Source organism: Mycobacterium sp. M26, assembly GCF_001494595.1.
GTDB lineage: Bacteria > Actinomycetota > Actinomycetes > Mycobacteriales > Mycobacteriaceae > Mycobacterium.
This window is the reverse complement of sequence record NZ_LN929908.1, coordinates 2,861,412-2,873,522: the sequence shown is the minus strand read 5'-3', so window position 1 is coordinate 2,873,522 and position 12,111 is coordinate 2,861,412. Positions and strand designations below refer to the sequence as shown.

The window sequence follows — 12,111 nt, the reverse complement described above, 5'->3', positions numbered from 1 at the left end:
GGGGTTACTGGGTTGCCGAGGACTGGACGCGTCGCCACGGTGTGTGGCGCCTTCTTCCTCGCCTTTGCCGTCTGGGTGCTCGGCGACTGGGCGTCGGGCCGGGTGCGGCTGGCCGTCTCCGACGTCGCGCTGTTCGCCGCCGCCGCGGCGGCCACGGTGTTCTCCGCCCTGGCGGCCCGATCCGCGCGCGGCCGGCTGCGGGCGGCCTGGCTCGGTATCACCGTGGGCCTGCTGGGCTGGACCGTGGGCCAGGCGATCGGGTCGTTCTATGAGCTGGTGCTGGACCGCACGCCGTTCCCGTCACCGGCTGATGCCGCGTACCTGATCTTTCCTGTCGGTGCGTGTGTCGGACTCCTGTTGATGCCCACCGAGCACTTCGGGCCCTTTCGTGGGCGGGTGTTCCTCGACGGGCTCATCATCGCCGGCTCGCTGTTCCTGGTGAGCTGGGTGACCGTCCTGGGACCGCTGTACGCCGGCGGCGGTACCGATCAGCTGTCGTTCTTCGTCTCGCTGGCCTATCCCGGATCGGATCTGGTGGTGCTCACGGTCGCCGCCGTCGTCCTGGTCCGGTCCGGCACCGAGCACCGGCTGGCTCTCACGCTGGTGACCGTCGGGGTGGCCTGTATTGCCTTGTCGGACAGCGTGTGGACGTATCTGACGGTGCAGAACCAGTACGCCAGCGGGGACGTCATCGACATCGGCTGGGCCGCCGGTCTGCTGCTCATCGCCGTGGCCGCGGCGGCGAGCCGGCAGTCCACGCGGGACGATTCCGACACCCCGGAACTCCCCGGCTGGGCCTCGATCTGGCTGCCGTATGCCCCGCTGCTGCTGGCCGGTATCGTCGCGGCCGCCAAGCCCCCGAACCTGCTGCGATCCCAGCCGGTCGAGATCATCGCCGGGCTTCTGGTGATCGCGGTGCTGGCACGCCAGTTCCTGGCGGTCAGCGAGAATCGCCAGCTGTTGTCGACGGTCGCCGAGCAGGCCCTGCGTGATCCGCTGACCGGTCTGGCCAACCGTGCGGTGTTCAACGAGCGGCTCGATGCCGCCATGGCCCTGAGGGAGCGCGACAGTATCGCGGTGGGGGTGATCACGTTGGATCTCAACGACTTCAAGCTCGTCAACGATCACCTCGGTCACCCCGTGGGAGACGATCTATTGGTGGGGGTGGCCAACCGGCTGGGCAACTGTGTGCGCGGCGGTGACACGGTGGCCCGCCTCGGCGGCGACGAGTTCTCCATCCTGGTGTGGGGCGGCGTCGACGCCGCGCATCTGGTCGCCCACCGGGTGGTCGACGCGTTCGAGCGTCCCTTCGTGCTGGCCGGTCACGAATTGCTGGTGCGGCCCAGCGTCGGTTTGGCCGTCGCGGACGGGGAGGAGCCTCTGCTCAGTGCCGAGGAGTTGGTGCGGCGCGCTGACGCGGCGATGTACACCGCCAAGCGGTCGCGCAGCCGCAACGTGCAGAGCTATGACCCGGAGCTCAAACTGGCCGACGAGGCCGTCGACGCCCAGCTGCTCAGCGAGTCGGCGGCGGCCCGGGAATCCGATGGGGTGCTGGCGATCCAGTTGCTCGGGGATCTGCGACACGCGATCGCCAACGGCGACCTCACTCTGGTCTACCAACCGAAGTTCGAGCTGGTCACCGCGCGCATCGTGGGTGCCGAGGCGTTGTTACGCTGGCCGCGGCCGGACGGTCAGGTGTTGACCCCCGACGACTTCCTGCCGCTGGTGCGAAGGCACGGAATGATGGGTCCGGTCACCGATTTCGTCATCAACCGGGCTCTCGACGATGCCCTGGTGTGGCAGCGGGCGTCGTTCGACATCCCGGTCGCGGTCAACCTGTTCGCACCGTCGCTGGCCAACCTGGGCATCCCGGCCAAGATCAGCCAGGCGCTCGCCGAGCGCGGCCTGGACCCGGCGACGATCACTGTCGAGATCACCGAAGACATGTTCCTCGATCACCTGGATCGGACCCGAGCCGTCTTGGAAGAGTTGCGGCACAACGGGATTCGGGTGGCCATCGACGACTTCGGCAGCGGCTACTCAGCGTTGTCGTATCTGCGCGAGTTGCCGATCGACGAGGTGAAGCTCGATCGCACGTTCATCGAACCGATCCTGACCGACGAGCGCGCCGCCGCGGTGGTGGAGGCGGTCGTCGGTCTGGCGCATGTGCTCGGTCTGGTCACCGTGGTCGAGGGCGTCGAGGACGCGGAGACCGCCGCGAAGGTCCGCGAGTACGGCAGCGATATCGGGCAGGGCTTCTACTTCAGCAGGCCGGTGACCGCTGAGCAGTTACTCGACCTGCTCAGGCGTCAGGCACCAGTTTCAGTGAGATCGAGTTGATGCAGTAGCGCTGGTCGGTCGGGGTGGGGTAGCCCTCGCCGCTGAACACGTGGCCCAGGTGGCTGTGGCAGTTGGCGCACAGCACCTCCACCCGGTGCATGCCCAGCGTGTCGTCCGGGCGCAGGATCACCGCGTCGGAATGCGAGGGGTCGAAGAATGACGGCCAGCCGCAGTGCGACTCGAATTTCTCGGTGCTGCGGAACAATTCGGCACCGCAGGCCCGGCACTGGTAGATGCCTTCGGTCTTGGTGTCGGTGTATTCGCCGGTGAAGGGACGCTCGGTGCCGGCTTGCCGCAGCACGTGATACTCGGCCGGGGTGAGCCGTGTGCGCCACTCGTCGTCGGTCAGTTCCAGCTTCGGGGCGGGAGTCGAACTCATACGTTCACGGTACCGCGTGCGCGCGACCCGCCGCCGAGCGTCACGCCGGAGCGACTCTCGGCGCCCGGCGTCACGCGGGCGTGGCGTTCGGCGCTGTGGCCGCGGCGTCCTCGCGCATCCAGCGCGGGTCGATACCCTCGTCGAGCCGGCCGTCGGCCTTGGCGTCGGAGTAGCGGAAGTAGAGCACGCAGAACACCACGATCAGCATCAGCGACCAGCCGTAGGTGATCTTCATGTACTCCAGGAACCGGCCCGTCGTCGGCCACCGCCACATCAGCCACCGGTCCATCGTCAGGAACCCGTACGTCGCCAGCCAGGCCGGCCAGTTGCGCAGCACCGAGTTCGGCAGCACCACCGTCATCAGGAACGGGAACAGCATCATCGAGTAGTAGCCCTGGGCCAACGACAGCACCAGCCACGAGGTGATGAGCAGCACGCCCGAGGACGTCAGCATCCAGAACAGCTGATCGCGCTGGTGGTAGTAGCGGTACAGCAGCCACAGGCTGGCCACCGCGAGTGCCAGGAACACCACCCGCAGGGTCAGGATCAGCCACATCGGCAGGCCGTAGTACACCCCGTTGCCCAGCACCGAGGAGTTGAAGTAGTCCCGGGTGGAGAAGATGTAGGGCAGCGTGCGGCGCACGAAGTTCATCGGGTCGGACACCAGCGGCCAGGCGGCGATGTTGAACACCAGTGGCACCACGAACGCGGCCACCAGCGCCCGCCACTGCTTGTTGAGCAGCGGCAGCAGCAACAGCACTCCCAGCAGTGGTTTGACCACCAGCGACAGCCCGATCGCCACACCGGCCAGCCACTGATGGCTGACCTTCCCGTCGAGCAGCCAGCGGAAGAACAGCACCTCGGCCAGCAGGATGCAGCCGTTGATGTTGGTGAACACCAGCGTGTTGGTCACCGACTCGGTGCAGAACATGGCCAGCAGCAGCGCGGGCAGCGCCACCGAGGTCAGCGAGAAGTTGAACAGCCGCACGATCAGGCAGGCCGCGACGATCATCGCCACGGTGTTGAAGAACACGAACCAGTTGTGCGAGGCGAACACCGGCATGTAGCCGAAGGGCGCCATCAGCAGGGTGCCGCCGGGCGGGTACAGGTAGTGCGGGTCGACGTGGTCGAAGTGCTCGTTGTAGATGTCCAGTCCGCGCCGGAAGTTCGACACCGCCCGGTAGACCGGTCCGAAGTCGTCGGTGATGTAGCCGTTGGACGACAGCACATAGCTGCGGTGGATGATCGACATGATCGCGATGGGCCACAGCGCCGAGCGCAGCACCGAGGCAGCACTGGCCGGGCCGGTTCGGGGGGCGAACGCCTGTCGCAGGCCGGAACGAAGGGAGTCAGCTACCGCCACGTCCGCACCGTACACCGACGGCGCGCCGGGACCGATCAGGCGGGGCAGTAGGTGTCGGTGGGCGGCAGGTTGCCGCTGTCGATGTAGCCCAGCATCGGCGGCAGCGCGCAGGCCGAGTAGATGCTGGCGCCGTGGCCGATGCCCTGCCACATCACCCGCTTGCTGGCCGCGCCGGCGTTGATGATGGTGGCCGCCGAGGCCGCGACCCCCTGGCCGCCGGCGATCGGGTCGTTCTGCACACCCATCAGCAGCACGTTGACCTTGAGGTTCTTGGGTTCCTTCGGCGCGGCGCCGCTGGGCCAGTTCAGGCACTTGACCAGATCGAGCGCGCCGACGGTGCCGAACTGCGGGTAGAGCTTGCCCCAGGCGACGACGAGTTCGCGGACCCGGTCGGGAGTGGGCCGGTTCAGCGCGTCGCTGCAGGAGTTGACGAACTGGCCGTCGGTGTCGCGGGTGGCTTCAGCCTGGGTGATCAGGTTGTTCAGCGGGTTGTTGTCGCCGGTGCGGGCAGCGGCCAGCACATTGGCCAGGTTCACCGTGCTGCCGATGCGATCGCCGCTGGGGTAGCCCAGCGCGGTGACGATCGCGTTGGCCAGCACGGCCACTGACACCCCACCGGGGCCGCGGCCGGCCCGGGCCGCCGACAGCAGCGAGTCCACGGCGCCCTTCGGGTCGGGCCCCAGCGCACAGTTGACGGCGATGCACTGTGCGGCGAACGCGTCGAGGGCGCCCTGCTGGCTCTTGACCTGGTCCTCGGCTTCGGCCTCGGCGCTGATTCCGGGCGGGACGGGGGAGTCGAGCACCAGCCTGGCCACCTTGTCCGGGTGGGATCCGGCGTAGGCCAGCGCGACCTGCGCACCGTTGCCCACGCCCACGATCGCCAGCGCCGGCACGTCCCAGGTGCTGCGCAGCCGCTCGAGGTCTTCGCCGGCGCGGGCGTTGTCATAGGCCGAGTCGCCGGGTGCGATGGTGTCGGTGCAGCCGGTCGTAGCGGTCATGGTGATCGCACCGAGATTGGCCACCGGGTCGTCACCGGACTCGAACTGCGCCTGGTCGCGCATCTCCTGGCGGTCGAAGGCGTCGCGGCAGTCCACCGCGCTGGACAGGCCGATACCGCGGCGGTCCACCGACACGATCGGATGGGTCTTGAGGACGTCGGCTCCCGACCGGCTCAGCCAGATCGGCAGCTGCAATGAAGATGGAATGTCGGTGCCGGTGGTGAACACCACCGGGCCGGCGTCGGGCGGGGTCTGCACGGATCGGGCGCGCACCACGCCGATGCTGATGGTGCCCGTCGCCCCGGCGATCGGATCCAGGTCGGCGTCGTAGTTGGCGCATTCCAGGACCACGCCGGGCGCGGCCGGTGTGCCGGCGTCGCCGAACACCTTCGACGTGCAGTCCTTCCACGCCAGGTCATTCTTGGGAGCCGCGATGTCCGGCGGGCCGCCCGCCGGTTTGGCAGAAGTCGGAGCGCTGCCGGGATTGTGCGCCGAATCGCTGGCGAACTGCGGGTTTGCCGCCAGCCAGGGGGCGCACCCGGTCAGCAGAGCCGTCAGCGCCGCGGTCCCGACGCCGACCGCGGCGAGCACCCGGCGATCACGCATGCCCACCACAGTAGCGACCGGCCCGGCGATGTCCGCTCAGCGCACGCGCGTGTACCGGGCGTAGAGGTAACCCTCGTCGTCGGAGATCAGATGGGCGCGCTGCATCCGGGTCAGTGCCTGTGCCGCCCCGGCGGTGATGCGGGGCCCGTCACCGCCGACCAGCACCGGGGCGCTGGTCAGGCACATCTCGTCGAGCAGTCCCGCGGCCAGGAAGGTGCCCATCAGGCTCGGGCCGCCCTCGCACAGAATCCGCGGCAGGCCGCGCTGTGCCAGCGCCGCCACCGCCACCGCCGGATCGACCTGCGCCGGATCGTCGGAACTGCAGGCGATCACCTCGGCCGCCGACCCCAACAGCGCGCGGGACTGCTCGGCGGCATCGGCACAGGTGAGCACGAACGGTGGAACCTCGGTGCGGGTGAGCACGGGCAGATCGTGGTCCAGGCGCCCGGATCGGGTCACCAGGGCGATGGGCGGGATCTCGGTCTGACCGCGGTGCTGCCGATTGCGCCGCTGCGCGACGGTCATCTGCGCACCCGAGTAGTTCTCGGTGCGCGCCGTCCCGGCTCCCACCACGATCACGTCGGCCAGCTCCCGCAACACGTTGAACAGTCGCCGGTCACCCGATCCGCCCAGGCCGCCCGATGTCCCGTCGGTCGCGGCCCCGCCGTCGAGACTGCTGATCATGTTTCCGCGCACCCACTGCGCCACGTCGGCGGGATAGGCGTACAGCCCGTACAGCCCGTCGTCATCCACCGGGCCCGCCGGGCCCAGCAATGTGAAGTACGTCCCATCCGGCCCGTCGTGGGGTGGGCATGCCATGTCAACGATTCCAACACGTCGTTACAGTTCGTCCATGGACCGCCGCCCAGCCGAAGCCAATTCGGTACCGGGGCTTGACCATCTCGTCGATCGGCATCCCACGGTCTCGCCGGAGCGCCTGATCGCCCAACTGGTTCCGCCGCCCACCTTCGCCGATGTCACCTTCGCCACCTACCGGCCCGACCCTGCCGAGCCCAGCCAGGCCGCGGCGCTCGACGCCTGCCGGGCGTTCTGTGTGCAGGCGCAGCAGCGCCGGGCCGGCAAGAAGAAGATGTTCGGCAAGCGCGAGACGCTGCCGGGGGTGGGCATCTATCTCGATGGCGGGTTCGGTGTCGGCAAGACGCACCTGCTGGCATCGACCTACCGGGAACTGCCGAAGTCCAGCGAGCATCCCCGGGCGTTCGCCACTTTCGGCGAGCTGACCCAACTGGCCGGGGTGTTCGGTTTCGTGGAGTGCATCGACCTGCTGGCCGACTATGTGGTGCTCTGCATCGACGAGTTCGAACTCGACGATCCCGGCAACACCACGTTGATCTCGCGGATGCTGTCCCAACTGGTCGAGCGGGGGGTGTCGATCGCCGCGACGTCCAACACGCTGCCCGAGCAACTCGGTGAGGGCAGGTTTGCCGCCCAGGACTTCTTGCGTGAGATCAACACGCTGGCAAGCATTTTCACCACAGTCCGCATCGAAGGCCCGGACTACCGCCATCGCGGATTGCCGCCGGCGCCCGATCCGCTGTCCGACGACGCGGTCGCCGCGGGCGCGGCGGCCACTCCTGGTGCCACGCTCGACGACTTCGACGCGCTGTGCGCGCATCTGGCCACCATGCATCCGTCGCGCTACCTGACCCTCATTGAAGGAGTGTCGGCGGTCTATGTCACCGGCGTGCATCCCCTCGACGACCAGAACGTCGCCCTGCGACTGGTGGCGCTGACCGACCGGCTCTACGACGCCGGGATCCCGGTGGTGGCCTCCGGCTCGAAGCTCGACACGTTGTTCACCGAGGAGATGCTGGCCGGCGGCTACCGCAAGAAGTACCTGCGCGCCACCTCGCGACTGCTCGCACTGAGCCGCCAGGGCGGCCTCTGATCAGCTCGCCGGGTCGGTGCGCACCGTGGTCAGCTTGTCCAGCCCGCTGACCTGAAACGCGCGCAGGAGTAGCGGGTTGGCGACGATCTGCAGCGATTCAGCATGCGGGACAAGCACATTGATCGCCGCGCTGTCGAGGTATTCCACCGCGCTGAGGTCGACGACGCGTGCAGCGGCCCGTTGCGATGCCACGGTGTCGAGCGCTTCGGCGAACCGGGTGACGTTACTGGCGTCGATCTCGCCGATAGCCTGCAACACGATGACGTCGTCGTCACGTCGGGTGTGAACGGTCAACGGCGTGCTCAACGGCGGATCCTTGTGGAGAGTCGGACGGTGGTGCCCGTGGTCTCGGGAAGGATATCCACATCTTCCATCAGCGCGCGCATGATCTGGATGCCCCGGCCGCGGTGAGATTGGGCGGGTGAGTCCTTCGGCTTCCAGGTACCGCCATCGGTGATGGTCAGGTGGAGTTGGTCCACTTCCGAGATGGCGTGCAGGGTGATGGTGCCTTCCCCGTCGGCGTTGCGGTAGCCGTGTTCGATCGCATTGGTCACGGCTTCGCCCGCCGCGACGAGGACGTCCTGGGCCTGCTCGTGATCGATCCCGGCCGCGATCAACCAGCTTCGCAAGGCCGCGCGGGCGGGTGCCAGGTGCGTCGCGTCAGCGGGGATCCTGACCTGCAGCGGTGCCGGATGGCGGTAGAGCAGCAGTGCGACGTCGTCCTGATAGCCGCCGGACGGCGCTAGTTTCGACATGATCCGGTCGGCCAGCGAATCGAGGTCCAGTGCGCTGTCCGCGCGGATCAGGTCGGCGGCGTCGGTGATCCCGTCGTCCAGCGACCGGCGCCGGCGCTCCACCAACCCGTCGGTGTAGAGCAGCAGGGTGGCCTGGGCGGGCACCGTCACCTGGGCCTGGGGGCGGACCTGTTGCGGCCGGATACCCAGCGAGATCGAATGACCGTCTTCGAGAAGGGTTGTCCGGCCGTCGATGTCGACCAGAATCGGTGGCGGGTGGCCTGCGCTGGAGTAGGTCAGCTCGCCGGTCTCCGGATCGAGCACCGCGCAGAACGCCGTGGTGCACTGTGCTCCGGGCAGCCTCGCGGCGAAACGGTCCAGGCCCGCCAAGGTGGCTGCCGGGCTTGACTTTTCGAGCAGGAGTGCTCGGCAGGCGCTGCGCAACTGGCCCATCACCGTGGCGGCAGTGAGGTCGTGGCCGACGCAGTCACCCACCACCAGTGCGATCCGGCCGTCCTCGAGGTCGACGACGTCGTACCAGTCGCCGCCGACCTGCAGCGGCCGTGACGCCGGCTGGTAGCGGACCGCGAAACCCTCGGGCAGGTCCGCTGGCCCGAGGATCGAATGCTGCAGTGCCAGTGCGGTTTCGCGCTGCTGGTCAAGTTGGTGGACGCGCTGCAATCCCTGGCCGAGGCGACCGGCGAGCACGCTGAGCAGGGTCTGGTCCTCGGCGGTGTACGGCCGTTGCTCGGGCAGGTCGATCCACACCACGAGAATCCCTTGGGGATGCTGCAGTGCGATGCCCGCCGATCCCGCGCTGCCGGTGTCCACGGTGAGCAGGCTCCCGCTGTCGGCCAGCGCACTGATCCGGTCGCGGGTCTGCTCGGACAGGGCCGACCATTGGGCGTCGGTGGGTGTGCTGATCAGTTCCGGTACTTCGGCCTGGCCGTCCGGGGTGACGCCCTGGGCGGTGAACGTCGCCGCTAGCACCCGCACCGCCGACCATTGCCGGCATAGTTGATCGAGTGCGGAGTGCAGCGCATCCTCGACGGTATCTGCCTGTGCCAGTTGAGCATTGAGCGTTGCCAGTGCGGTCTGGCGCTGTACGGCGTAGTGCTCGGCGGTGACGTCGCGGAAGGTGCCGACCATGACTGAGCGCCCGGTGTCGGGATCCTCGGCGTGAGCGATGTTGGCGGTGATCCACAGCCGGTGCCCGTCGCAGTGGGTCACCGGCACCGTGTAGGTGCCGTCCGGATCGTCGGGGATGCCGGCGAACGCCGTGACGATCTGCCGGTTGGCCTCCGGTTCGGCTCCGGCGTCCGGCCACCACGGGTGCATCGGCTGATACGGCAGCCCTTCCGGCCCGTAGCCGAGGATGTCGGTGAACGCGGCATTGATCTCGATCACCGCCCCGCGCTCGTCGACCACGAAGAACGCCTCCTGCATTGATTCCACCAGAGCGGTACGCCACCGGCTGTGGTGGTTGCGCAGCCGGGCGAGTTCGATGTTGGCCCGCACCCGCGCCAGCAGTTCGGCCGCGGCGAACGGCTTGACCAGATAGTCGTCGGCCCCGGCCTGCAACCCCTCGATGGAGGCCTCCTGCCCGGCGCGTGCCGAGAGCAACAGCACCGGCACCGCAACGGTGCGTGCCTCGGCCCGCAGCGCCGTCACCAGGGACAGGCCGTCCAGGCGGGGCATCATCACGTCGCTGACCACTAAATCGGGCAGATCGGACCGGATCCGCTCGAGCGCTTCCCGCCCGTCGTTGACGGCGTCGACCTGGTAGCCGGCGTTGTGCAGCAACCGCACCAGATACTCGCGCATATCGGCGTTGTCGTCGGCCACCAGGACCCGCGCCGGTGAGCCGAGTTGCCCCGCCGGCCCGGCCAGGGCGGTCAACTGGCCGGTGTCGCCGCCGGGCCGCCCGTCACCGGGCAGCCAGCGCAAGGCTTCCTGCAGGAACGGTTCGGCGCCGGAGGACGTCCAGCTCGAGCCCGCGGTACTGACGGCGTCGGCGGGCAGATGACCGGCACCCAGCGGCAGCCGGATCGTGAAGGTGGTGCCGGTGCCCTCGGCGCTCTCGGCGGTGATGGTGCCGCCGTGCAGCCCGACGAGTTCGCGCACCAGAGCCAGCCCGATGCCACTGCCTTCGGTGGACCGGGCCCGGGCCATTTCGATGCGGTGGAATCGTTCGAACAGCCGGGGCATCTCGGCTTCAGGGACCCCGATGCCGGTATCGCCCACGCTGACCACGGCGTGCGAGTCCTCGGCGGCGACGCGCACGGTGATCGCGCCGTCGAAGGTGAATTTGAGCGCGTTGGACAGCAGGTTGAGGATCACCTTCTCCCACATGTCGCGGTCGAGATAGACCGGCTGTTCCACCGGCTCGGTTTCCACCACCAGGTGCAGTCCGGCCCGGTCGATCGCCGACCGGAACACGCTGGCCAGCTCCGCGGTCACCTCGCCGAGGTCGACCGGCTCGAAGCGGGCCCGCATCCGGCCGGCCTCGATCCGGGAGAAGTCCAGCAGCGTATTGACCAGCTTGGCCAGCCGCAGGCCGTTGCGGTGCACCACGTCGAGTTCCTGACGGGCGTGGTCGTCGACGCCCTCGGCGCGATCACGCAGCTCGCCGACCGGTCCCAGGATCAGCGTGATAGGGGTGCGGAACTCGTGGCTGATGTTGGAGAAAAACGCGGTCTTGGCGCGGTCGAGCTCGGCGAGTTCCTCGGCGCGGCGCTGCTGGGCGCGGTAGCTGCGCGCGCTGCTGATGCCCGTGGCGATATGCCCGGCGACGAGGTCGATGAATCCCCGGTACTCGTCATCCAGCGGCCGGTAGCGGTTCAACCCGGCCACCAGGAATCCGCATGGCGCGCCGCCCTGAACCGGCAACGGCGTCACCAGGGCGCCCTGCGGCGGCTCGGCCCAGTCTCCGGTGGGCAGGTCCATGAACGGCGGCCCATCAAGCCCGACCAGTACCGACTCGCCGCGGGCGGCGGCCTCCAGCGGCCACACCGAGGGCCCGGTACCCGCCAGCCAGGGCGGTGCGGCGGGATGGCCGGGAGCCATCCCGCTGAGGCCGGCCAGCCGCGCGCTGCCGTCGTCGTCGAACAGGTAGGTCAGGGTGAACGGGAGATCGCGGGCGTTGCGGCCCAGTTGGCGCGCGGCGAAAGCCAGCATCTCCTCCTCGGTGCGCACCACCGAGGGGTCTGATCCGAGGTCGCGCAGGGTGGTCATCCGGCGCTCGCCGATCACGCGGTCGGTGTCCTCGCTGACGACGCACAGCAGTCCGACAACCTGCCAATCGTCGTCGCGCAGCGGGCTGTAGGAGAACGTGTGGTAGGTCTCCTCGGGGTAGCCGGACCGCTCCAAGATCAGCATGAGCGCTTCATCCCAGGTCGCTGTGCCAGTAGTGAGCACCTGGTCAACGCGGTGGGCGATGTCGTCCCAGATCTCCGCCCAGACTTCGCTGGCCGGCCGGCCCAGTGCCCACGGATACTTCCGCCCCAGGGTGTCGCGGCGGTAGGCGGCGTTGCAGAAGAACGTCAGGTCGGGGCCCCAGCCCATCCACATCGAGAATCGGGTGGACAGCAGGATGCTGACGGCGGTGCGCAGGCTCTGCGGCCAGTCGCGCGGGGGCCCGAGCGGGGTCGCCGACCAATCCACCCGGGAGAGATCACCGCCGACCTCGCTGTCGGCGCCGAAGACCCGCTCGCCCACCAAGTGTCCTTTCGCCGTGACCCGACTCGGCGTCGGGCGGCAAACACCCCCGAACTCAGCGTCGA

Annotated in this window: 8 protein-coding genes; 2 read left to right on the top strand and 6 right to left on the bottom strand. The window is 68.7% G+C overall.

Annotation, left to right across the window (positions count from 1 at the left end; all coding sequences use genetic code 11):
- Positions 1–12 precede the first annotated feature (12 nt).
- Positions 13–2,340: a putative bifunctional diguanylate cyclase/phosphodiesterase gene (locus BN3385_RS23055; RefSeq protein ID WP_082690607.1), complete on the top strand. Its 2,328-nt coding sequence runs from the start codon at positions 13–15 to the stop codon at positions 2,338–2,340.
- Here the strand turns inward: BN3385_RS23055 and msrB are convergent.
- The 4 genes from msrB to BN3385_RS23035 all read right to left on the bottom strand — a co-directional run bounded on the left by msrB (position 2,303) and on the right by BN3385_RS23035 (position 6,505).
- On the bottom strand, positions 2,303–2,719 hold the full coding sequence (gene msrB, locus BN3385_RS23050) for a peptide-methionine (R)-S-oxide reductase MsrB (protein ID WP_059020316.1): 417 nt from the start codon (positions 2,717–2,719) through the stop codon (positions 2,303–2,305). The genes BN3385_RS23055 and msrB overlap by 38 nt on opposite strands.
- 70 nt (positions 2,720–2,789) lie before the next feature.
- On the bottom strand, positions 2,790–4,097 hold the full coding sequence (gene aftC / locus BN3385_RS23045; RefSeq protein ID WP_059020314.1) for an arabinofuranan 3-O-arabinosyltransferase: 1,308 nt from the start codon (positions 4,095–4,097) through the stop codon (positions 2,790–2,792).
- A 20-nt stretch (positions 4,098–4,117) separates the two neighbouring features.
- Entirely contained in the window at positions 4,118–5,686 is a 1,569-nt protein-coding gene (locus tag BN3385_RS23040; RefSeq protein WP_059020312.1) for an alpha/beta fold hydrolase, read from the bottom strand.
- A 36-nt stretch (positions 5,687–5,722) separates the two neighbouring features.
- A complete protein-coding gene (locus BN3385_RS23035; RefSeq protein ID WP_059020310.1) occupies positions 5,723–6,505 on the bottom strand; it encodes a pyrimidine reductase family protein in 783 nt (260 codons plus the stop codon).
- Here BN3385_RS23035 and zapE point away from each other — a divergent pair.
- On the top strand, positions 6,504–7,595 hold the full coding sequence (gene zapE, locus BN3385_RS23030) for a cell division protein ZapE (protein WP_082690606.1): 1,092 nt from the start codon (positions 6,504–6,506) through the stop codon (positions 7,593–7,595). The two genes, BN3385_RS23035 and zapE, sit on opposite strands and share 2 nt — an antisense overlap.
- Here zapE and BN3385_RS23025 read toward each other — a convergent pair whose 3' ends face one another.
- Both BN3385_RS23025 and BN3385_RS23020 read right to left on the bottom strand, forming a co-directional pair.
- Complete coding sequence (locus BN3385_RS23025) at positions 7,596–7,901, bottom strand: STAS domain-containing protein (protein WP_059020306.1); 306 nt, start codon at positions 7,899–7,901, stop codon at positions 7,596–7,598.
- Positions 7,898–12,046: a SpoIIE family protein phosphatase gene (locus BN3385_RS23020; RefSeq protein ID WP_231748800.1), complete on the bottom strand. Its 4,149-nt coding sequence runs from the start codon at positions 12,044–12,046 to the stop codon at positions 7,898–7,900. Before BN3385_RS23020 ends, BN3385_RS23025 begins: the two co-directional genes overlap by 4 nt.
- Positions 12,047–12,111: the final 65 nt, after the last annotated feature.

Excerpts from the sequence above, each read along its gene's own strand:
- BN3385_RS23040 (WP_059020312.1), bottom strand. The coding sequence starts at position 5,686 with ATGCGTGATCGCCGGGTGCTCGCCGCGGTCGGCGTCGGGACCGCGGCG.
- msrB (WP_059020316.1), bottom strand. The coding sequence starts at position 2,719 with ATGAGTTCGACTCCCGCCCCGAAGCTGGAACTGACCGACGACGAGTGG.
- zapE (WP_082690606.1), top strand. The coding sequence starts at position 6,504 with ATGTCAACGATTCCAACACGTCGTTACAGTTCGTCCATGGACCGCCGC.
- BN3385_RS23035 (WP_059020310.1), bottom strand. The coding sequence starts at position 6,505 with ATGGCATGCCCACCCCACGACGGGCCGGATGGGACGTACTTCACATTG.